Below are 21,956 nucleotides of genomic sequence, written 5' to 3'. Positions count from 1 at the left end.
TTTAGCCTTTTAATTCGCTTTTCTTATTCAATTATCATAATCTTCTTCATGTGGATTCTCATCAATTGGTTCTAGGTCTATAATTAAACGCTTAACAATTCCTTTTTCATCTGTTTCACCAAGTACAGAAAACCAACCTCCATTACTTTCTGTCTTTATTTGTAGTCCTAAAATATCACAGTCCCCTAATCGAATAGTTTCTGTATCTGTAGCAAACTCCCCTAAATAAATAGTGCCATTCTTAACGTTTGTTTTCATTGTTAGTACCTCCAAGTATTTTTTTGGGGCTTGAATCAGCCCTTACATATAGGTACTTGCAATTTCATTTCATAATAGGACATCAGATTGATAATTTTTTTATAAGATCAATATCATAAGGGGTTTTTGTGTGAAAAGATCATGTTGTGGATTAACCTAACTAATACAAGTTCTTTTATAATTGAAGTTCTTCTAAAACTAAACACTTCATCCTTTGCTGATACCCAGTACTATCTATCATAAAGAACTTCGAATGGTGATTATAAAATACAAAAGGATAGGCGATTATGCCCATCCTCGTCTTTTCTTATATTCTTGGTCAACTTCTTCTATACATTCCTTCGAACAGAACATTGAACCTGTCGGGCTATATTCGTCACAGTAAATCCAAATATAATATCCACCACCCTCAGGTTCTTTAGGAACATATATAACTTTGTCGCAATGTCTACAGCGATAGTGCCAATGCCCTTTGTATTTCTTCTTATATGGATTGTAAGAATATCGTTCTAGTTCCAAGCCATTTCCTCCTATACTTATATCATGTTATTGATTTTTTATTCTACCTCGGCTACGCCTCGTGTTCGGGCAAAGAATGCCCTCACCACTATTTCTAGAAATAATACTATTCTATATAGCTATTAAAGTATGCCCTGAATAATCACGAAGAGGGGTAGCTTAGGCTATCCCTTGTAGTGTTATTCGGGATTGTCTTTTAATACTTATAATATTTTTATATCTTTCTTATAAGGAAATATTCAAGAAACCCAGTGTTATCAAGGGTTACAGCGTTTCTTTACTAAGCAATAAAAGTAGAGAAAGTAATTAAATTTCATTATTGAGATACTGTTCCAACAACGTTCTCATTCGCTTAGATGGAATAAAAACATCTATTGACTTTCCTGTACGAATACGACTGCGGAAAAGCCATTGAAGTAGTTCTGATAATGCAAATAAATCACCATTAAGTTGTACCCCTCGCTTATTAAAAAAGTGTTTTATCAAAGGATTTGTATAAATGTTAGCTAAATAGATACATGTCCTTTTATGTTGGAATTGGTTTGTAGCACGTGCATTTACACTTACAAAGTGTTCTTTCAACCCCATAGGTGCTAGGCTATCTTTAAACTCTTTAAAAGTAGTCCACATGACCTCATTTGTAGGTACATTACATTTATTACGGTAGAAGTTATAAGCGTTATCTCTAATGACTTTCTTTGTATCCTTATTTTTAGTTTTCTTTTTTAAATCAGACACACTAAAATAATTATGCTTATTTCCCATCTTGTTCATATCCTTTTTATCTTTAAGTGAAAGATAATAAATGTTAATCAGTTCCTTCAAATGTGAACGGTCTTCATTTTTAAAAGACACATATGGTGCTAACTTATAGTTACTACCTTCCTTTACAACTGATTTATAGACATACTCTTGACCGAATAAATCAAAATAAGCACGTTGAATCTGTCCATCAAACATATAGGTCAGAATAAAAACTTCCTCAAAACGCTTAAATATTTCCACAGGGAAGATCCAATATACTGCACTCGGTTCATTTGCTTTGTCTTCATACATCATTAAGTTCCCTGAATAAGCTAGGTTCCTCAATTTTTCAAAGTACCCTTTTCTATAATCAAGTTGCTTCCAGTGAACAACACCGTTTTGATCTACTCCAATTACCTCGTTTTCTGTTAGCATTTTTAAGTCATCTTTTGAAACATCTACTTGTTCAATAACATCCATAACTTCATCTAGGATTAGCGTGTAATTCTCCATGTCTAACAAATCAATGACTTCACTATTTATATTTCTAAAAAGTGAATGTGTAGAAACAATGTTTTTACCTTCTGAGATGAGACGTTTTATATCTTCTAGCTTTGTTTCTCCTTTACAATCAGCTTGTGGTTGGTGAAAGTTACGATTAACAGAAGTAATTATTCGTTCTACCTCATTTATAAAGGGGGTAATGTAAATAAATTTTTGATACGCTGGTGCGTTCTTCATGAACTGTATTGCCCAACTAGTTTTACCACTACCCATAATTGAATCAATAATGTTAATTTTTGTTTGTACTGGACGTTTTAATAACATACCTAAACTCCTTTTCCTCTATAGTTCTGTAAGATTCGTCTTACATATACTTACTTGCAGGAAAAGAATAAAATAGGACAAATAAATTTGATTAGTGGTTACTTCCTTCTACAAATATCCATATTTAGTGGTAATTAAAATGATTTGAATCTCTTGACTTTAGGTTTTCCTTTTCGCTGAATTAACTAGATTTGTCTAGGAAATATTGGACAGAAGAATGACTACCTTTATAACACTTCAGAAAACAAAGTGCTATAAAAGTAGACGTTCTTTAATACTGAATTGAACTGAGTTTGCTGAGGTTTCCATCGTATCACCTTGTTTGAACGCTAGATTTTCATCTGCAACGAACTTTTAACATGTCATGCTTGTCCAACATGCTGAAAAAACTTAGGGAAGGAATTTTACTACTGACATAACCTTAATTACTCGTAACCTAATATAATCTTTCTTATTCGTTGCTACCTGTACCGTAGTACACCAAGCAACCAGCCGAACCGTTAATGGTCGTTCTCACCTAGACTTCTAACAACGTAAACAAGGAAACGTTATCTGTTAGGACGCTTAATTTTATGACATTGGCTTAGCTAACCTGTTCAAGTGTTTATCGTGGTGTTAGGTCATTCCCACGTTCGGAAATTGCTGTACACTAGCTAAAAAAGACAATAGGGAACTAGACCTCTTGCATTATATTTTTGAAAAATTTATAATGGAGGTGCTGAATGTACGGAATTTCCGTTATTTAGTTTTGAATTTGAATTTTGGTCACCTATTGCCGTAGGTGGCTTTTTTCCTATTTATATATCTATCGTATTTAAAGGATTAAACTTGTCGTTTTGTTCTTTTAAGTCATTTCCCCACATAGCTGCGTATCTTTCAGTTACTACTATGGACGAATGTCTCATTAACCTTTGAACCGCAAATGTACTCATTCCCGATTGGATACAGCGTTGACAGAATGTATGTCTAAATGTATGACTGGAAAGACGTACATCTTTAAAATTCATAATCTTAGCTAGACGTTTAAAGACGTTTTGTACTGCATTAGGAGTTAGTTGTTTATTAGTACGGTTTGAAAAAACGTATTCTGAAAGTCCTTTTTCTACAAAAATCTGTTCGCAAAATGTTTTGTATGTCGCTAACTCCATAATTACCTTATCGGCAACAGGAATAGATTCTCTTTTACGACTTTTCCCAAATACAGATAAAGTTTGATATTTGAAGTCAATATCAGTCCACTTTAGGGAACATAATTCAGATTGTCTCAACCCTGTACCAAGTAAAACAACGATAATGGAATAGTCACGATATGCGTAAAAGGTTTTTTCACGCTGTTTAATCCTTCTATAGTAGTTAAGCATTTGTTTAATGTGATAATCAGTAAATACATCAATACGTACATCTTCTCGTGCTTTCTGTATTTTCTTAGCAGGATTATTCTTAATGACTTCACATTCAATCATATAATTAAGAAAAGCACGAATACGTTGCAACTTAGAGTTTGTAGTGGTTGCGTTGTTTCCTTTCTTTTGATAATGCAAGATATATCGCTTCATAATACTTGTAGTAATATCCTCGACATTGATAACATCATGTTCTAAACAGAAATTTTCAAACTGTTTCAGAATATCCCGATAGCTTTGTAGCGTTTTCGGTGTAACATTCTTAAACTCTCTATCGTCCAAAAAATCAAGGACAGCAAATTTTAACAACAAAAAACCACCCCGCATTTTTTTGCGAAGTGGTTTTCGTTTAGTCGTACCGGTTTGGTAATGACCATAACATTTTTAATTGTTAAGAAACGTACTCAAACCCTTGATATAACTAACTGTATGACCCCGGAGAGGTTCGAACTCACGACCTCCACCCTGTCAAGGTGGCGCTCTCCCTGCTGAGCTACGGGATCTTCAAAAATGCATATGTAATAGCATCTTTAATAATAATGCTAAAGCAATTATATATAATTAACTGAAATTTTACAATATTTATACAGGAAGTTTTTAAAGATGGATCTTGTACAATCATGCCAGAAGTGAATAAAGGAATAATTAATAAGAAGGAAACTGAATAGAAAGTAGGTTTTAAATGTAGAGGTTATATTATTTACGATATTTATCCAAAGGGTTTTCATCGCTTAAATCAACAAGTAAAGGACATAGGAATAGCAAAGGTAAAGCAGCATTAGCATGATGAAAGGTATCGTTAGAAAGATATTGCCTTCCAAAACAATACGGACAATCTTTTTCAAATGTCATGAGTAACGACCATACATCTTTTATTTTCCACTTCGTCTTACAATATGTACAACGTGCCATAGAGTTCCTCCTCATGTTTAGTTTTTTTAATATATTCCATTTAATTGTACGAAAGCAAAGTGTATTTGATGTGATAAAATGTAAGTTGTGTTGTTTTTATACGGATGTATTTAGTAATGTGTGACAAATTGTATAAGGTGTGATGGCTATGTAGAATAAGAGATTTTCACTTTCAATATTCCAATTGGCCAATATATCCTTTTTACAATTTACTTAAAATCATGTATAACAGAGATACAAGATTATTTTACCCCGCATTAACGGGCAGTAAGATCCCCGCTCAAAATTCAGCGAAAGCAAAGAAGTTAGGTGGGAGATCAACTGCCCGTAAAAGTCCGATTGGTGAAGGCTAATAATCCGTGGGGGATGAAGAAAACCCCCACGGATTAAAGTTTCACTTTATAAATATTCAAGAGTAGAGGGAGAATTATTGTAATGGTAAGAAAAACGTTCAAGATGCGTGTTTCTAGAAATAGAACGATTTCGATTAATGGCTCGATTCTTGATGTAGATGTTACGCATGATGAGTTTTTGCAAGAGCTTGTTGAGTGGGTCGATTCTAAAGGTTGGTCATTTATGGGGATGACGGATGAGATTACGCCTGAGGAAGCAAGTCAGAAGTTAATAGATTCGTTGATTGATGAGAAGGATAAGAAAGAGTAATTCCTTCTTATTTTTATTGTATAATTATGTCCTTTATCGTAAAAGTATGATATAGTAAAAAATAGTGATTTTTCTTCCAATTTAATACAAATTACATATAGATTGGTAGATTCATTTTTTATCTGTAGGAGTAAAGTGAAAAGGGAGAGTCATATGGTAAATTTCAAGAAAATTTTGGTTTTTATTACAGTTATTAGTTTGTTTTTATTGACACCTATGACGTTGTGTGCTGAGACGAATATTGGAGTGAATCCGGGGCAAGTGGCACCACCACCTAAGGAAGGGCCGAATGTTTTTAGTCAGTTTGCAGCTACGATTGATGCGAAAACAGGTGATTTGTTGTATGACAAAAATGCACATCATCGTGCGTATCCAGCTAGTGTGACGAAAGTGTTAACAGCGATTTTGTTAATGGAGCATACGAAGCCAGAGGATCAGTTTACATTTTCGCAATTAGCATTAGATCAAGAGAAGAGTAATTATCAAATTGAGTTTCAACCCGGCGAGACGGTGAATAGAAATACCGCGCTTATGATTTTAATGGTGTTAAGTGCGAATGATGTGTCGTATGCGATTGCGGAGCATATTGGTGGAAGTGTTGAGAATTTTGCTAATATGATGAATGAAAAGGCAAAACAGTTAGGCGCTACAGATAGTCACTTTGTAACACCAAATGGACTGCATGATCCGAACCATTATACGACGCCGTATGATATCGCTATGATTACGAGAGGTGTGCAAAAGTATCCTGAAATTTTGCAAGCGATGAATACGAAAAGAACGACAGTTACTACATCTAGGCAGACGGTGTCTATTTTTAATAAATCTATTTATTTTGAGAACCCATATAGTATCGGCGGTAAGACGGGGTTTACGAATGAGGCACGTAATACGCTCGTTTTATTAAATGAGAAAGATGGAAATCGTATTATAAATGTAGTAATGGCTTCTCAAAGACCTGAAATCTATGAGGATTTAAAGCAGATGGCGGAATATTCTTTTGGGCAATTTACGAAACAAACGGTGCTAGATAAACATAGTTGGCATCAAAAGACAACGTATTTAAATAAAGATATTGATAGCGAACTTGAAAAAAGTGCAGAGCTTATGCTTAAGAAAGATGAAGGGAAAAATGTGAAAACTATTTTTCGGGCCGCTTCATTAGATAAAGACTCTTTGTATCATAAAGGAATCCATCGTGGTGAGGTAGTTGGTGCAGTTGATATCACGAAAAATAATCAAACAATTGCGACGATAAATGTTCTTTCAAAAGAAGATGTTACTTTTGCGATGCCTAAAAAAGATACAATTGAGCCTGAAATAAAAGAGTCAAATGTGAAAGTGATAAGTATTGGTATAGGTGCGATTGTATTAGTTGGAGTCATTTTATATGCTGTGGTGCGCCATAATAGACAAGGAATAAAATCAGAAGAAAAGTAAAAAAAGCATGAGGACTGTGAAGAGATTTTGTCACAGTCTTTTTTATATACGGAAAAGAAGTTTAACTAATAATTGTAAATTTTCTTATTGCAATAACTCAAAGTTCGTTATATCATTTACTTGTGTTCTTGTTAAAGAACGAAAGAAGCATTGCATACTTCAAATAATATAAAACAACGGAGAGGGAGAGAGACGATGAAATTAATTTGGAAGATAATTAGCAACGCGATCTCATTTGTTTTATTTGCATTGATGGTTTTCTTAGCTTTTGTAGTCATTTCTTCAAAAGCGAGCGGTGGGGATCCGACAGTGATGGGATATCAGTTTAAGAGCGTTCTTTCAGGATCGATGGAACCGACGTTTTTAACAGGATCAATCATTGCAATAGAACCAAAGAAAGATGGTTCTAAATATGAAAAAGGTGATGTTATTACCTTTAAAGAGAAAGATCAAAAAATTATCACTCACCGTATTATCGGTGTGAAAGATACAAATGGAAAAGTAATGTATGAAACAAAAGGAGATAACAACAACGGACCAGATTTAGAACCAGTACTTGCAGAAAATGTAGTTGGGAAATATGCAGATATTACAGTTCCGTACGTTGGTTATTTACTGAATTATGCGAATTCAAAAGCGGGAGCAGCATTACTTCTTATTATTCCAGGCGTCTTTTTACTTGGTTATTCCGCGATTTCTATTTTTGGCGCTATTCGTAGCATTGACGGAGAAAAGAAAGATAAAAAAGTAGAACAATCCGTCTAGTTCGTTTGGTTATACTTTCCGTTTAGGAAGTTAACAAATATATATATATATTAAGGGGATATGGACATGACTTTAAAGAAAAAGTTAGGAATGGGTATCACATCAGCAGTACTAGGAGCAGCATTAGTTGGTGGAGGAACATTTGCGTTTTTCAGTGATAAAGAAGTGTCAAACAATACATTTGCGGCTGGTACACTTGATTTAGTATTAAATCCATCAACAGTTGTTAATGTATCGAATTTAAAACCTGGCGATACAATTGAAAAAGAATTTAAACTAGAAAATAAAGGCTCTTTAAATATTAAAAAGGTTCTACTGAAAACAGATTATAATGTAGAAGATGCAAAGAAAGATAATAAAGATGATTTTGGTAAACATATTAAAGTAACATTCTTAAAAAATGTAGATAAGCATGAGACAATTGTGAAACAAACTACATTAGATAAATTGAAAGGTGACACACTTACAGCCGTAGATAATGATTTAGCTGCTTGGTTCTGGGATGAAAAAGGTATTTCTGCAGGTAAATCTGATAAATTCAAAGTGAAATTTGAGTTCGTTGATAATGGAAAAGATCAAAATCAATTCCAAGGCGATAAGTTACAATTAAATTGGACGTTTGATGCACAACAAACAGCAGGTGAAGAAAGATAATAATAAAAAAGGGCTATCATATGGATAGCCCTTTTTCTATTTTTCTAGTATATAGCTATCATTTTATATAGTTCTTTATTATAATAAAGATAATGTTCTGTATAAAGAACGGAATGTTCGATGGGAGAGATTAAGATGCTGAAAAGACCACGTAATTTAAAAAAGATGCTTATATTGCCGTGTATGTGCTCTATTACGTTTTATTTAGGATCTCAAGTTATGACGCATACAGAAGCGGCATTCATTCATGAAACGAAAGTAGAAGCGAGTATTTCTACAGCAATTATATTTCCGAAAACAGTTACTACATTAAAAGAACAGGCTGAGCAACATAAAAAGTTTATTGAGCATGAGTATGGAACAATGAAGGGGAAACTGAAAGTAACTTCTATTGAAGAAATAAAACAGGCAATTTCTGTATGGCAACAAGGTCGTGAGAAAATTGTTTCTGAGAAGGAAGCCTTGCAAAATGTATATACTGAAATAGAAGCTCCTTACAACCAAATACAGGAAGAATTAAAAGTAACTAAAGATGAGTCGATTCAAAAAGTAGCCTTATATGTGAATGAAGGCTTTCAGATTATAAAAGAGAAGCGAGATTATATTGAGAAAGAAGTTAGTTTGAAAGCTATTGATGAGCAAATTCAGGCTCTACAGCAACAATTAAACGTTGCACTTGAAGCGGAAGGACAAAAGAAAGTAGAAGAACAGAAGAAAGTAGAAGAACAAAAGAAAGTAGAAGAACAGAAGAAAGTAGAAGAACAAAAGAAAGTAGAAGAACAGAAGAAAGCAGAAGAACAAAAGAAGGAAGAAGAACAAAAGAAAGTAGAAGAACAGCAAAAGCTAGAAGAGCAGAAGAAAGCAGAGGAACAGAAAAAATAGAAACAGATAAAAGCGGGGTAACTGCTTTAGTGAAACAGCTGGGAAACAAGAATGTGGTGCAAGAGATAACGAGCGAATAAGCAAAACGATTAATGTTTATATGAGTGTGAGGGGACGTTAGCCCTCACCTCTTTGTCTTTCTTTTTTCTTATAATATGAAATGTATTTGCGTGTGAAAAAAGTTATAAATTAGTATAAAGTAGCATATATTATTTTCTGAAAAATCAAAACAATGTTGAGAAATAAAAATAATTGAAAATACTAAAAAATGTTGTTGTATTTACATAAGCTTGTTCGTTATAATGAACTTAAGGTTTTTGAAAAAGAACAAATATTAGCTTCGCTAATATAGTTTTAGTTACACCTCTTATTTTGAAATAAGAGATAAAAATACAAAAAACAGCTAGGGGGAATTGATTGTGAGTCTGAAAAAGAAATTAGGTATGGGAGTTGCATCAGCAGCATTGGGGTTATCTTTAATTGGTGGAGGAACATTTGCATTCTTTAGCGATAAAGAAGTGTCAAATAATACATTTGCAGCTGGGACGTTAGATCTTACATTAAACCCTAAAACGCTTGTAGATATTAAAGATTTAAAACCAGGGGATTCTGTTAAGAAAGAGTTCTTATTAAAGAACGACGGTACGTTAGCAATTAAAGATGTTAAATTAGCGACAAAGTACACTGTTACAGATGCAAAAAAAGATAATGCTGGCGAAGACTTCGGTAAGCATATTAAAGTGAAATTCCTTTGGAACTGGGATAAACAAAGTGAGCCTGTATATGAAACAACTTTAGCAGATTTACAAAATGTGGATCCAGACGTTTTAGCTAAAGACATCTTTGCTCCAGAGTGGGCAGAGAATGGTGGTCTAGCACCGAATTCAGAAGACTATCTATGGGTACAGTTTGAATTCGTAGATGACGGTAAAGATCAAAACAAATTCCAAGGCGATACATTGAACTTAGAATGGACATTCAATGCAAGCCAAACAGAGGGCGAAGAGAAATAATAAATAAAAAAAGCGGGAGATACCCGCTTTTTTTTATAAAGAAAAAAGGAGCGCTAGTCTTATGCGCTCCTTCCTATATATGTTATTTTTGATTTCGCTTCCACTGTGTAAATTCAAGAAATTCACGAAACTGTTCTTTAGAGACACCAGAGTTCATTGCGTCTTTAACGAGCTGTGTCCATTCGGAGTCTAGGCGAGCTTCCTTTTCTGTTTCGTCATGAAGTAAAGTATCAACTGGAATTTGTAGAACTGCTGCGATTTTTTCAAGAAACTGAATGGAAGGGTTTTTTTGTAAATTTCGTTCTATAGAACTAATGTAAGATTTAGCAACACCAGCTTTTTCGGCAAGTTCAGTTAATGAAATACCTTTTTGTAAACGAAGGCGTTTTATACGTTCTCCAATCATGTTTGCGCACCTTTCTATCAATATGTCGTCGTCTTATGATGTCATTATTATAACATAAACTTCGTTAAAAAGAACAAGGCTATTGAGCTTGACTTGATGGCTTCATACGTTGGAAAAAGTGTTCGATATCTTGTAGGGCGATACCAGCATCTAGAGCTTCAAGTATTAAATCAATCCATTCTTGATCCAGTGTGTCCGTCTTATCTTTGTACAATTGTAATTCCTCCCTAATTATCGGTCATAACTGCTGCTACAGAATAAATGATAATAAAACCGAATTTTTTATTTTATGTATCGAATTATCAAATATTGTGTAGGTAAAACAAAGATAAAATCCCCATTAAACTCCCTCGATGGAAATAATTATAAATTGTTCGATAAAAACTTTCAATATTTTCAGAAAACATTGTTGAATTGTGATATATCCGTATACTAACTATGAAATTTTTACAAATATATTAAAAAAATTACATAATATAACTAAATATTGAAAAAATATTGAATTTTTAATAAAATTCAAATTGTAATACATATTATTTATTAGGGGAGGAAATAAGGGATGAACAAGAAACCATTCAAAGTGTTATCATCAATTGCTTTGACAGCTGTATTAGGTCTTTCATTTAGCGCGGGCACTCAGTCTGTGTACGCTGAAACGCCTGGGAATAAAGCAGCTACGAGCCCAGTTGATGACCATTTAATTCCAGAAGAGCGTTTAGCAGATGCATTGAAAAAGCGTGGGGTAATTGATTCGTCAGCTTCAGAGAAAGAAACAAAGAAAGCTGTCGAAAAGTATGTAGAGAACAAAAAGGGTGAAAATCCTGGGAAAGAAGCAACGAATGGGGATCAACTTACGAAAGAAGCATCTGACTTTTTAAAGAAAGTGAAAGATGCGAAAGCAGACACGAAAGAAAAACTAAATCAGCCAGCAACAGGGACACCTGCAGCGACAGGCCCAGTTAAAGGCGGATTAAATGGTAAAGTACCAACTTCTCCAGCAAAACAAAAAGCATATAACGGCGATGTTCGTAAAGATAAGGTACTTGTTTTACTTGTAGAGTACGCTGACTTTAAACATAACAACATTGATAAAGAACCTGGTTATATGTATTCGGAAGACTTTAACAAAGAACACTATGAAAAAATGTTATTCGGTGATGAGCCATTCGCATTAGAGGATGGAAGCAAAATCGAAACGTTTAAACAATATTACGAAGAGCAATCCGGTGGTAGTTACACAGTGGACGGAACAGTTACAAAATGGTTAACAGTTCCTGGTAAAGCTGCTGATTACGGTGCAGATGCTGCTACAGGTCATGATAATAAAGGACCAAAAGGACCACGTGATCTAGTAAAAGATGCATTAAAAGCAGCTGTAGATAGCGGTCTTGATTTATCACAGTTTGATCAGTTCGATCAATACGATGTAAATGGTGATGGAAATCAAAATCAACCGGATGGTTTAATCGATCACTTAATGATTATTCATGCGGGTGTTGGACAAGAAGCTGGCGGTGGTAAATTAGGTGATGATGCAATTTGGTCACATCGCTGGACAGTTGGACCAAAGCCGTTCGCAATTGAAGGTACGCAAGCGAAAGTTCCATATTGGGGCGGAAAGATGGCAGCATTCGACTACACAATTGAACCAGAAGATGGTGCGGTTGGTGTATTCGCGCATGAATATGGTCATGATTTAGGTCTTCCAGATGAGTATGATACAGACTATACGGGTCATGGTGAGCCAATTCAAGCTTGGTCTGTTATGAGTGGCGGTAGCTGGGCTGGTAAAATCGCTGGAACAACGCCAACAAGTTTCTCACCACAAAATAAAGAGTTTTTCCAAAAAACAATCGGTGGTAACTGGGCAAATATCGTAGAAGTAGATTACGAGAAATTAAATAAAGGTATTGGTCTAGCAACATATTTAGACCAAAGTGTTACGAAATCTAACCGACCAGGTATGATTCGTGTTAACTTACCAGATAAAGATGTAAAAACAATTGAGCCAGCATTTGGTAAACAGTATTACTACAGCACAAAAGGTGACAATCTTCACACGAAAATGGAAACACCACTGTTTGATTTAACAAATGCAACGAATGCGAAATTCGATTTCAAATCATTATATGAGATTGAAGCTGAGTATGATTTCCTTGAAGTACACGCTGTAACAGAAGATGGACAACAAACGTTAATTGAAAGACTTGGCGAGAAAGCAAATAGCGGAAATGCAGATTCGACAAATGGAAAATGGATTGATAAATCATATGATTTAAGTCAATTCAAAGGTAAGAAAGTAAAATTAACATTTGAGTACATTACAGATGGTGGTTTAGCATTAAATGGTTTCCTACTTGATAATGCATCATTAACAGTAGATGGTAAAGTTGCATTCTCAGATGATGCAGAAGGTACATCACAATTTAAATTAGATGGTTTCGTTGTTTCTAGCGGAACAGAGAAGAAAAAACATAACTACTATGTAGAGTGGAGAAACCATACTGGATCAGATAGCGCATTGAAATTTGCTCGCGGTCCAGAATATAACTCAGGTATGGTTGTATGGTATGCAGACTCAGCTTACTCAGATAACTGGGTTGGTTTACATCCAGGACACGGTTTCCTTGGTGTAGTTGATTCTCATCCAGAAGCAATTGTAGGAACTTTAAATGGTAAGCCAACAATTGACAGTAGTACACGATTCCAAATCGCTGATGCGGCGTTCTCATTCGACAAAACGCCAGCTTGGCAAGTTGTATCTCCGACGCGTGGAACGTATACGTACAATGGCTTAGCTGGTGTACCGAAGTTTGATGATTCGAAAACGTATATTAATCAACAGATTCCAGATGCAGGACGTATTTTACCGAAGCTTGGTCTTAAGTTTGAAGTAGTAGGACAAGCTGATGATAATTCTGCAGGTGCTGTTCGTTTATACCGTTAATACCGTAAAACTACCGAGAGATTTTCTTTCGGTAGTTTTTTGTGAGCAATGAATTTTATATAAAAGAAAAAATTATATATAATGTAATTTTACGAGTAAAACAGTTCTATATAAATAATGAAAGAATTGGATAAAAATAGTGGGAGAAGGTGAATAGATGAGCATTTCTTCTATTGTAAATAAACAAAAGCAATATTTTTATAATGGATATACGAGAAGTATAGAAACAAGAAAAAATAATTTAAAAAAGCTTTATGATGGGATTCAGCGTTTTGAAGAAGAGATATTTCAAGCATTGAAATTAGATTTAAATAAGTCAGTTCATGAGTCGTTTACAACGGAAGTGGGATATGTATTAAAAGAAATTTCTTTTCAATTGAAACATATGTCATCGTGGAGTAAACCGAAGCGAGTTCGAACAGCATTAACTCATTTCGGATCGAAGGGGAAGGTAGTACCAGAACCGTATGGTGTGACGCTTATTATTGCGCCATGGAACTATCCGTTTCAGTTAGCAATTGCACCTCTAGTAGGGGCGCTGGCAGCTGGGAATACAGTTGTTTTAAAGCCGTCAGAGTTAACGCCTAACGTTTCAAAAGTGCTTACGAGAATGTTAGAGGAATTATTCCAAGAAGAGCTTGTAGCGGTAATAGAAGGCGGTATAGAAGAGAGTACGGCATTGTTAAAGGAAAGGTTTGATTATATTTTCTTTACAGGTAGTGTTGGCGTTGGAAAAGTTGTGATGGAAGCAGCAGCCAAAGAGTTAACGCCGCTTACGTTAGAACTTGGCGGAAAAAGCCCATGTATTGTACATAAAGATGCAAAAATAGATGTGACAGCAAGGCGGATTGTTTGGGGTAAGTTTTTAAATGCAGGGCAGACATGTGTAGCACCGGATTATATGTACGTTCATTCTTCCGTGAAAGAACAGTTAATCGAGGCGTTAAGACATGAAATTACGGAGCAGTATGGAAAAGAGCCACTGAACAATGACAATTACGTAAAAATTGTGAGCGAGCGTCATTTTGAACGATTATGTCGATTCTTACAAGATGGTCAAGTCGTAATTGGCGGGAACTATAAAAAAGATACATTACATATTGAGCCGACAATAGTAACAGATATCACGTGGCAAGATGCTGTTATGGAAGATGAAATTTTTGGTCCGATTTTACCGATTATAGAGTATGACAAAATAGAAGATGTTATTGGCACAATTCAGCAACATCCGAAGCCGTTAGCGCTATATGTATTTTCTGAAAATAAAGAAGTGCAAAAGAAAGTGACGAGTAATATTTCATATGGCGGAGGGTGTATTAATGATGTTGTCTATCATCTTGCAACGCCATATTTACCTTTTGGGGGCGTTGGAAGTAGTGGATTAGGTAGTTATCATGGGGAAGAAAGTTTTCGGACTTTTTCACATTATAAAAGCATTTTAGCCCAATCTACGGCATTCGATATGAAAATTCGTTACTCTTCTACAAAAAGTGCTTTAAAATTCATACGAAAGTTGTTAAAATGATGATGGTGTTTATCAGTAGGCGTAGCCGTATGATAATAGCCCCTTCGCAATGGAAGGGGTTTTTCTGTTCGACATTATGTATCATGAAAAAATGAATCAAACATACTACATAAAGAATAGAAGTGAACGCTTGCTAAATAACCATTTTGTTTGGATCGAAAAAAAAATAGTCTATAAAACATAAATATTTATTCATGAATATAAAAATTAAAATTTAAGGTAGATAGGACGGGAAAATGAAAAAAATTATTAAAGTTGAAGCAGTAGAAAAACATTTTGGAAATCAAGTGATTATCCCACCGCTTTCTTTAGATATTAAAGAAGGAGAGTTTTTAACAATTTTAGGGCCGAGTGGTTGCGGGAAAACGACGTTACTTCGTATGATCGCAGGATTTGAAACTCCAACTAAAGGGAATCTTTTATTAGATGATGAAAAGATTAACGATTTGCCGCCATATAAGCGTCATATGAACTTAGTGTTCCAACATTATGCACTATTCCCGCATATGAATGTGGAGAAAAATATTTGTTTCGGTATGAAAATGCAAAAAGTACCAGCGGCAGAACAGAAAGAACGTGCTGAAGAGGCAATGCGTTTAACGCAGTTACTTGAGTTCCGTAATCGTAAACCTACGAAGCTGTCTGGTGGGCAGCAACAGCGTGTAGCAATTGCGAGAGCGATTGTAAATAACCCACGTGTATTGCTATTGGATGAGCCACTTGGAGCGCTTGACTTTAAGCTAAGAAAAGATTTGCAACGTGAATTGAAAAACTTACAACGCAATTTAGGAATTACGTTCATATACGTAACGCATGATCAAGAAGAAGCGATGAGCATGAGTGACCGTATTGTCGTTATGAATAAAGGACATATTGAACAAATCGGAACACCGAAAGAAATTTATAATAAGCCGAAAACGTTGTTCGTTGCGACATTTATCGGAGAAAATAATATTGTGAAAAACGGGGAAGACTATGTAGCAATTCGCCCTGAAAATGTAAAGGTCCGTTCGGTTGAAGAACCAATTTTAGAAGATTACCATCTTGGACATATTGAAGACATTGAGTTTGTTGGAAATATGGAAAAGCTTTATGTACGTGATGAGAAAACAGCAGAATTATTGATGGCATATCAAACAGCTGAAGAAGCAGCACAGTGGAGCATTGGAGATAATGTATATGTAGGATGGGAGCAAGAGGACGAGGTGACCTTAAATTGAAAAAAGGGAAATTACTCGCACTACCTACAGTCGCGTGGCTGTTAATCTTCTTCTTAGTTCCACTTGTATTCGTATTGGGTTTTGCCTTCATGCAGCGCGGAGCATACGGAACAGTGGAAATGCAATTTACGCTAGATAATATAGTACGTGTGTTTGACCCATTGTATATGGGAACATTATGGGAAACAGTAAAGATTGCTGTTATTACAACAGTACTTTGTTTATTAATTGGTTATCCATTTGCGTATACAATTACAATTGTTGATCGTAAATATCGTTCTATTCTTTTATTATTGGCAACGATACCGTTTTGGATTAACTTCCTTGTTCGTTCATATGCGTGGATTGTTATTTTACGTTCACAAGGTCTTGTGAACACACTGTTATTAAAATTAGGTATTATTAGTGAACCGTTAAATTTATTATATAATACGCCTTCTGTAATACTTGGAATGGTATATTCTTTATTACCATTTATGATTTTACCAGTGTATGCAGCAATTGAGCAGCTGGATAAGCGTAAGCTAGAAGCAGCTTATGATTTAGGTGCAACACCAGTAAAAGCATTTTGGAATGTAACAGTACCAATGACGATGTCAGGAATTGCTACTGGTTCTATTTTAGTATTCGTTTCTTCTATCGGAATGTTTGTTGTATCAGACGTGATGGGTGGATCGAAAGTAGCATTAATCGGAAACGTAATTCAAAACCAATTCTTAGGTGCGCGTGACTGGCCGTTTGGATCTGCGTTATCTATGATTGTTGTTCTATTCTCTGTTCTGTTAATTTACTTATATTATCGTGCAACGAAAGTATATAAATATGATGGGAACGGAGGGGAATAGGCAAAAATGAAAAAGTTTTTAGTTTCTTATTCTTGGTTAATTTTATTGTTCTTGTATTTTCCAATGATGGTTTTAATGGTATATTCCTTCAATGATTCTCGAATTAATGCGGAATGGGAAGGCTTTACATTCCATTGGTATACAGATTTATTTCAAAAACAAGATGTTATTGATGCGTTTGTAAATAGTATGACGATTGCAGTTATAACAACAGTTGTAACAACGATACTTGGTATGTTTTTTGCGATAGCATTACATCGTTACAAATATCGTTTTGAAGGGGCCATTAATGGTCTTGTATATTTACCTATTTTAATTCCTGATATATTAATGGGATTATCTTTACTTATCCTATTTAGTCAATTAGGTATGGAACTTGGACAAACAACAATTATTATCGCACATATTACATTTAGTATTTCATTTGTTGTTGTTATTTTAGCGGCCCGTCTTTCTAGCATGGGACGTGATTTAGAAGAGGCTGCAAATGATTTAGGAGCAACGCCATGGCAAACGTTTCGCCATGTGACGTTTCCGGCAATTGCACCGGGAGTTGTTTCAGCAGCGTTATTAACATTCACATTATCAATTGATGATTTTGTAATTAGTTTCTTCGTATCAGGACCAGGATCAACAACATTGCCATTATACATTTACAGTATGGTTAAGCGCGGAGTATCACCTGAAATTAATGCTCTTTCTACAATTTTAATTGTTGTTATTGTAGGATTAATGGTGCTATCGGAAATCTTCCGTAACAAAGGTGCAGATGGTGAAGAAAACTCTGGAGGACACCTTCCTTTATAATACGAACGATATAAAAAGTACGAGGGGGTAAAAACGATGAAATTAATGAAAAGAATAGCTGGCGCAGCAATTAGCTTTAGCCTTGTTGCTGGTGTACTTGCCGGTTGTGGTGAAAAGAAAGAAGAGTTAAACATTTATAGCTGGGCTGACAATTTTGATGAGCAAGTGCTAAGAGATTTTGAAAAGAAATATAACGTAAAAATTAACTATGATAAGTATGCAAGTAACGAAGAAATGCTTGCGAAATTACAAGCTGGTGGCGCAAAGTATGACTTAATTCAGCCGTCTGATTACATGGTTAAGACAATGGCGAAAATGGATTTATTAGCGCCGTTAGATAAGAAGAATATCCCGAACATCGAAAATATGATTTCTAATTTCAAAACGCCAGCATTTGACCCAGAGAATAAATATTCTTTAGTATACACTTGGGGCGTAACAGGGATTGCATACAATAAAAAGTATGTGAAAGAAGCACCTACAAGCTGGGCTGACTTATGGAACGAGAAATATAAAGGACATGTAACGTTACTAAATGATTCTCGTGAAGTATTAGGAATGGGTCTTAAGAAGCATGGATTCTCAAACAGTACGAAAGACGATGCAGAGTTAAAGACAGCAGCTACTGATTTACAGAAGCTACTTCCAAATTTATTAGCATTTGATACAGATAACATTAAACAAAAGTTCATTACAGAAGATGCTTGGATCGGAACAGTTTGGTCTGGAGATGCAGCATTTATCGCAAAAGATAATAAAGATGTAGAGTACGTTGTACCAAAAGAAGGCGGCACAATTTGGGCCGACACGCTAGCAATTCCAAAAGGTGCAAAAAACAAAGAGCTTGCAGAGAAGTTTATGAACTATTTATTAGATGAGAAAGTAAGTGTGAAAAACTACGAGTCAATTGGGTACAGTAATCCAAATGAAAAAGCTCACCCTCTTCATAGTAAAGAATATCGTGAGAACCATATGATCTTCTTAACGAAAGAAGAATTAGATCGCACAGAATGGCTTGTTGATGTAGACGATAAGTTAAAAGACTATGATCGTTACTGGACAGAGTTAAAAACAAAAGGTAAATAAGTAAGGAAATGCGGTTTCTAAAGTAGAAATCGCATTTTTTCATAGTAGGAGGAAATCGTTTGAAGAAGAAGTTACATCAGTATGAGGTAATGTGTGTTATTTTATTACTTACGGTATTTAGTATTATTGCTTGGCGCGTACATGCAGGTGGCGTTACAGTGATGGATACATATGTCCGCGGATTAGTAAAGGGGTTACAAACGGAGAGCTCACTTACTTTTTTCTCATACTTTACAAAGTTAGGATCAGCAATTGGAATTGTAACTATACTTATTATAAGTTTGCTTGTTTTTTGGCAAAAACGTTATTATGCTGCAATGATCGTGTATCCAATGGGGATTTTGATCACACATCTCGTTAATAAAGGAATAAAAGAAATTGTGAAAAGGGAGCGTCCGTCGTTAAATGAAGCATTAGATGCACTTGGGTATAGCTTCCCTAGTGGGCATGCGATGTTATCTATTATGACATTCGGTTTTCTTACTTATATCATTGCGGCAAATTTGAAGAGTGTAACTGGGAAATATGTTATAACCATTTTGATGGGTATATTAATTGTATCGATTGGATTAAGTAGAGTTATTTTAAATGTACATTATCCAACTGATATTTTAGCAGGTTATTGCGTAGGTGGTATTTTGTTAATTATCGCGATTTATTATCATCGTTTACTTACTAAGAGGCTTCAGCTCAATAAAGAGAGATAAAAAACGTCTGGAAAAACTATCATTATAGTGTTTCCAGACGTTTTTTGTTTGTATGAAGATGTGATACAGTATAAGTGATAATTGAATTATTTAAAGTAGGTGAAAATGTGTGAAGACAAATGTACATAAAGTGGATAAGTGGGGGAAGTTAGGAACTTTTTTGTATCAGTTTCGTTATACAGTAATTGTAGCGCTACTATTGCTTGCGATAGCACTCGGTATTTTTGCTCCAAAGCTACCGGGAGTATTAGGTGGTGATGGTTTTCAAACGGAAGGGGACTATCAAAAGACGAAAGAAATTTTAGATAAAGATTTTAAGAGGTCTCAAGATACGCTCCTACTCGTTTTTGAAAGGAATAAGGATGCTTCACATGAGGATTTTAAAAAGCAAATAGAGAACATTGTAAAGAAGGTTGAAGAGAACGAGAAATATGAATCTTTCCATCATCCAGTGCAAAATAAAGAAATGTTACAAGATAATATCGGTTATGCGACAATATTATTTTCCGGGAAAACAAATAAAGAACGTATGGAAAAGACATTACAGTTCGCTGATACTATTGAGAAGGAAAGTAATACAGCATTAAAAGTAACACCTACAGGATTTCCAAAAATTAATCAAGAGATTAATGAAAGAACGCAAAATGATTTAAAAGTAGCAGAGATGATTGGTTTACCAATTGCATTTTTCGTATTACTATTTTCATTTGGTAGCCTTTTGGCATCTATTTTACCGATTGTAAATGGCGCGCTTAGTGTCATTAGTACGATGGGGATTTTATATTTTATAGGTAGCGACAAAGAGTTATCTATTTTCGTATTAAATGTTGCACCGATGATTGGACTTGCACTATCCATTGATTTTGCACTGTTATTTGTGAATCGTTTTCGAGAGGAAGTTGCGAAGAGAACGGTGAAAGAAGCGATAACGATTACGTATCAAACGGCAGGACGTGCGATCGTATTTTCAGGATTATGCGTATTCGTTGGTTTATCAGGCTTATTTTTCTTTAAAATTGATTATATTCAGTCTGTTGCCATAAGCGGGATGATTGTTGTGATTATGAGTATTTTATTCTCACTTACACTTCTTCCAGCACTATTATCTTTAATTGGAAAACGAATATTAAAAAAGAATCAAGTAGCACATACACCGGCAAAGGCATGGCGTAAATTTGCACAATTTGTAATGAAACATCCAATCATAATGATTATTGCTGTTACAACATTTATTGTTATTTGTTTATTACCGCTACGTACAGCTAATTTGCAGTTTCCTGGTGTTGAAGCGTTACCTGAAAAGAGTGACACTAGAGTTGCTTATGAGAAATATGAAGAAGCATTTAATAAAACGGTCCAAACACATGCTGATGTTACATTAGTAGTAGAGACGAAAAAAAATATAAAAGAAAAAGAGAGTTTACAAAAGATAGAAGAAGTTGTTCAAAAGTTAAAAGATGATGAGAAAGTATATGAGGTAAGAAGTTTATACGATGGGTTAACCGGAATGAAAGCAGATCAAGTTGCTGGTATATTGCAGTCGCCAGAAGCGGCAAAAATAGTTCCTGTATTTGAAGCGTACTCAAAAGGAAATAAGACAATAATAGAAGTCTTTTTGGATACGAAGCCTCGTACAGAAACTGCGAAACAGTGGGTTCGTGATTTCAAAAGTAATTATAAAGAAAATGATGTTACGTACTACCTAGGCGGAATGACGACGTTCCAAAAAGAGTTAGAAGATGAAATTAAAGATAAAGTTGCAATTGGTATGTCAGTTATATTCGGATCAACCTTTGTCATTTTATTATTTGCATTCCGTTCTATACTCATTCCGATTAAGGCAATTATTATGAACGTACTTAGTTTAAGTGCAACAATTGGAATTGTCGTTTGGTTATTTGAGGGTGGTCATTTTGGTTTAGAAGCGAGTCCTGTTTTATTTGTATTACCAATCTTCATTTTCGGCCTTGTATTTGGGCTTAGCATGGATTATGAAGTATTTCTTATTTCACGTATTCATGAGCTTTATGAAGAAACAGGAGATAATGATCAAGCAACGTTAGAAGGGCTCGTTTCAACGAGTAGAATTATAACGTCAGCTGCTTTAATTATGATCGTTGTAACGGGTGCGTTCGCATTTACTGATATTTTACCAGTAAAGCAAATGGGTCTAGGCGTGGCATTAGCGATATTCCTTGATGCAACCGTTATTCGTCTTATGCTTGTACCAAGCTTAATGAAGTTGTTTGGAGACTGGAATTGGTGGCTGCCATTTCGGAAAAAAAGAGAAAAATCATCATAAAAAATACTCATCTTATAGATGAGTATTTTT

Annotated in this window: 21 protein-coding genes and 1 tRNA gene; 14 read left to right on the top strand and 8 right to left on the bottom strand. The window is 34.9% G+C overall.

The features are described from left to right. Nucleotides 1–27 precede the first annotated feature (27 nt). The 6 genes from JDS95_RS13160 to JDS95_RS13135 form a co-directional block, all read right to left on the bottom strand. Nucleotides 28–258, bottom strand: coding sequence for a hypothetical protein (locus JDS95_RS13160; protein ID WP_113710457.1), 231 nt, complete (start codon nucleotides 256–258; stop codon nucleotides 28–30). 285 nt (nucleotides 259–543) lie between these two features. Then, nucleotides 544–777, bottom strand: coding sequence for a hypothetical protein (locus JDS95_RS13155; protein WP_098321579.1), 234 nt, complete (start codon nucleotides 775–777; stop codon nucleotides 544–546). Nucleotides 778–1,083: 306 nt separating this feature from the next. Then, entirely contained in the window at nucleotides 1,084–2,349 is a 1,266-nt protein-coding gene (locus JDS95_RS13150; RefSeq protein ID WP_199690542.1) for a DEAD/DEAH box helicase family protein, read from the bottom strand. A gap of 797 nt (nucleotides 2,350–3,146) precedes the next feature. Further along, nucleotides 3,147–4,064 (bottom strand): tyrosine-type recombinase/integrase, encoded by a 918-nt coding sequence (locus JDS95_RS13145; protein ID WP_225990160.1) that lies wholly within the window; start codon nucleotides 4,062–4,064, stop codon nucleotides 3,147–3,149. Between the two features lie 118 nt (nucleotides 4,065–4,182). Further along, a tRNA-Val gene (locus tag JDS95_RS13140) sits at nucleotides 4,183–4,255 on the bottom strand. A gap of 193 nt (nucleotides 4,256–4,448) precedes the next feature. Then, the gene (locus JDS95_RS13135; RefSeq protein ID WP_199690541.1) at nucleotides 4,449–4,664 is read right to left on the bottom strand and encodes a hypothetical protein; all 216 of its coding nucleotides are present in this window, start codon (nucleotides 4,662–4,664) and stop codon (nucleotides 4,449–4,451) included. Nucleotides 4,665–5,099: 435 nt separating this feature from the next. On the opposite strand from JDS95_RS13135, the gene JDS95_RS13130 reads away from it, so the two are divergent. The 6 genes from JDS95_RS13130 (at nucleotide 5,100) to calY (ending at nucleotide 10,081) form a co-directional block, all read left to right on the top strand. Next, nucleotides 5,100–5,327 (top strand): hypothetical protein, encoded by a 228-nt coding sequence (locus JDS95_RS13130; protein WP_000251867.1) that lies wholly within the window; start codon nucleotides 5,100–5,102, stop codon nucleotides 5,325–5,327. A 153-nt stretch (nucleotides 5,328–5,480) separates the two neighbouring features. Next, a complete protein-coding gene (locus JDS95_RS13125) occupies nucleotides 5,481–6,767 on the top strand; it encodes a D-alanyl-D-alanine carboxypeptidase family protein (RefSeq protein WP_199690540.1) in 1,287 nt (428 codons plus the stop codon). 195 nt (nucleotides 6,768–6,962) lie between these two features. Continuing rightward, nucleotides 6,963–7,532, top strand: coding sequence for a signal peptidase I SipW (sipW, locus tag JDS95_RS13120; RefSeq protein ID WP_000767788.1), 570 nt, complete (start codon nucleotides 6,963–6,965; stop codon nucleotides 7,530–7,532). Nucleotides 7,533–7,598: 66 nt separating this feature from the next. After that, nucleotides 7,599–8,186 carry a CalY family protein gene (locus tag JDS95_RS13115; protein ID WP_199690539.1) on the top strand — a complete coding sequence of 196 codons (588 nt, stop codon included), beginning with the start codon at nucleotides 7,599–7,601 and terminating at the stop codon, nucleotides 8,184–8,186. A gap of 120 nt (nucleotides 8,187–8,306) precedes the next feature. Beyond that, the gene (locus tag JDS95_RS13110; protein ID WP_199690538.1) at nucleotides 8,307–9,068 is read left to right on the top strand and encodes a DUF4047 domain-containing protein; all 762 of its coding nucleotides are present in this window, start codon (nucleotides 8,307–8,309) and stop codon (nucleotides 9,066–9,068) included. Nucleotides 9,069–9,487: 419 nt separating this feature from the next. Further along, nucleotides 9,488–10,081, top strand: a complete 594-nt coding sequence (gene calY, locus JDS95_RS13105; protein WP_000053723.1) for a biofilm matrix protein CalY — start codon at nucleotides 9,488–9,490, stop codon at nucleotides 10,079–10,081. Between the two features lie 82 nt (nucleotides 10,082–10,163). Here the strand turns inward: calY and JDS95_RS13100 are convergent, their stop codons facing one another. Then, nucleotides 10,164–10,487 (bottom strand): helix-turn-helix domain-containing protein, encoded by a 324-nt coding sequence (locus tag JDS95_RS13100; protein WP_000578874.1) that lies wholly within the window; start codon nucleotides 10,485–10,487, stop codon nucleotides 10,164–10,166. A 79-nt stretch (nucleotides 10,488–10,566) separates the two neighbouring features. After that, nucleotides 10,567–10,701, bottom strand: a complete 135-nt coding sequence (locus JDS95_RS13095; protein WP_000276222.1) for an anti-repressor SinI family protein — start codon at nucleotides 10,699–10,701, stop codon at nucleotides 10,567–10,569. A gap of 345 nt (nucleotides 10,702–11,046) precedes the next feature. Between JDS95_RS13095 and inhA1 the strand changes: the two genes are divergently transcribed. The 8 genes from inhA1 to JDS95_RS13055 all read left to right on the top strand — a co-directional run bounded on the left by inhA1 (nucleotide 11,047) and on the right by JDS95_RS13055 (nucleotide 21,926). Then, the gene (gene inhA1, locus JDS95_RS13090; RefSeq protein WP_085450010.1) at nucleotides 11,047–13,434 is read left to right on the top strand and encodes a M6 family metalloprotease immune inhibitor InhA1; all 2,388 of its coding nucleotides are present in this window, start codon (nucleotides 11,047–11,049) and stop codon (nucleotides 13,432–13,434) included. Nucleotides 13,435–13,591: 157 nt separating this feature from the next. Beyond that, nucleotides 13,592–14,959 carry an aldehyde dehydrogenase gene (locus tag JDS95_RS13085; RefSeq protein ID WP_000028367.1) on the top strand — a complete coding sequence of 456 codons (1,368 nt, stop codon included), beginning with the start codon at nucleotides 13,592–13,594 and terminating at the stop codon, nucleotides 14,957–14,959. Nucleotides 14,960–15,195: 236 nt separating this feature from the next. Next, nucleotides 15,196–16,179 (top strand): spermidine/putrescine ABC transporter ATP-binding protein PotA, encoded by a 984-nt coding sequence (potA, locus tag JDS95_RS13080; RefSeq protein ID WP_000720328.1) that lies wholly within the window; start codon nucleotides 15,196–15,198, stop codon nucleotides 16,177–16,179. Further along, the gene (gene potB / locus JDS95_RS13075; RefSeq protein WP_000715502.1) at nucleotides 16,176–17,024 is read left to right on the top strand and encodes a spermidine/putrescine ABC transporter permease PotB; all 849 of its coding nucleotides are present in this window, start codon (nucleotides 16,176–16,178) and stop codon (nucleotides 17,022–17,024) included. Before potA ends, potB begins: the two co-directional genes overlap by 4 nt. A gap of 6 nt (nucleotides 17,025–17,030) precedes the next feature. Beyond that, the gene (gene potC, locus JDS95_RS13070) at nucleotides 17,031–17,831 is read left to right on the top strand and encodes a spermidine/putrescine ABC transporter permease PotC (protein ID WP_000714202.1); all 801 of its coding nucleotides are present in this window, start codon (nucleotides 17,031–17,033) and stop codon (nucleotides 17,829–17,831) included. A gap of 36 nt (nucleotides 17,832–17,867) precedes the next feature. After that, nucleotides 17,868–18,917 (top strand): spermidine/putrescine ABC transporter substrate-binding protein PotD, encoded by a 1,050-nt coding sequence (gene potD, locus JDS95_RS13065; RefSeq protein ID WP_000772488.1) that lies wholly within the window; start codon nucleotides 17,868–17,870, stop codon nucleotides 18,915–18,917. Between the two features lie 59 nt (nucleotides 18,918–18,976). Beyond that, on the top strand, nucleotides 18,977–19,624 hold the full coding sequence (locus JDS95_RS13060) for a phosphatase PAP2 family protein (RefSeq protein WP_139823466.1): 648 nt from the start codon (nucleotides 18,977–18,979) through the stop codon (nucleotides 19,622–19,624). A gap of 109 nt (nucleotides 19,625–19,733) precedes the next feature. Further along, complete coding sequence (locus JDS95_RS13055) at nucleotides 19,734–21,926, top strand: MMPL family transporter (protein ID WP_199690537.1); 2,193 nt, start codon at nucleotides 19,734–19,736, stop codon at nucleotides 21,924–21,926. Nucleotides 21,927–21,956 lie beyond the last annotated feature (30 nt).

It is taken from the genome of Bacillus cereus group sp. N24 (assembly GCF_016483345.1).
GTDB classification, from domain to species: Bacteria; Bacillota; Bacilli; order Bacillales; family Bacillaceae_G; genus Bacillus_A; species Bacillus_A toyonensis.
This window is presented reverse-complemented; position numbering and strand designations above follow the sequence as displayed.

Excerpts from the sequence above, each read along its gene's own strand:
- JDS95_RS13160 (WP_113710457.1), bottom strand. The coding sequence starts at position 258 with ATGAAAACAAACGTTAAGAATGGCACTATTTATTTAGGGGAGTTTGCT.
- JDS95_RS13150 (WP_199690542.1), bottom strand. The coding sequence starts at position 2,349 with ATGTTATTAAAACGTCCAGTACAAACAAAAATTAACATTATTGATTCA.
- JDS95_RS13135 (WP_199690541.1), bottom strand. The coding sequence starts at position 4,664 with ATGGCACGTTGTACATATTGTAAGACGAAGTGGAAAATAAAAGATGTA.
- JDS95_RS13130 (WP_000251867.1), top strand. The coding sequence starts at position 5,100 with ATGGTAAGAAAAACGTTCAAGATGCGTGTTTCTAGAAATAGAACGATT.
- JDS95_RS13125 (WP_199690540.1), top strand. The coding sequence starts at position 5,481 with ATGGTAAATTTCAAGAAAATTTTGGTTTTTATTACAGTTATTAGTTTG.
- sipW (WP_000767788.1), top strand. The coding sequence starts at position 6,963 with ATGAAATTAATTTGGAAGATAATTAGCAACGCGATCTCATTTGTTTTA.
- JDS95_RS13115 (WP_199690539.1), top strand. The coding sequence starts at position 7,599 with ATGACTTTAAAGAAAAAGTTAGGAATGGGTATCACATCAGCAGTACTA.
- JDS95_RS13110 (WP_199690538.1), top strand. The coding sequence starts at position 8,307 with ATGGGAGAGATTAAGATGCTGAAAAGACCACGTAATTTAAAAAAGATG.
- JDS95_RS13100 (WP_000578874.1), bottom strand. The coding sequence starts at position 10,487 with ATGATTGGAGAACGTATAAAACGCCTTCGTTTACAAAAAGGTATTTCA.
- inhA1 (WP_085450010.1), top strand. The coding sequence starts at position 11,047 with ATGAACAAGAAACCATTCAAAGTGTTATCATCAATTGCTTTGACAGCT.
- JDS95_RS13085 (WP_000028367.1), top strand. The coding sequence starts at position 13,592 with ATGAGCATTTCTTCTATTGTAAATAAACAAAAGCAATATTTTTATAAT.
- potA (WP_000720328.1), top strand. The coding sequence starts at position 15,196 with ATGAAAAAAATTATTAAAGTTGAAGCAGTAGAAAAACATTTTGGAAAT.
- potC (WP_000714202.1), top strand. The coding sequence starts at position 17,031 with ATGAAAAAGTTTTTAGTTTCTTATTCTTGGTTAATTTTATTGTTCTTG.
- potD (WP_000772488.1), top strand. The coding sequence starts at position 17,868 with ATGAAATTAATGAAAAGAATAGCTGGCGCAGCAATTAGCTTTAGCCTT.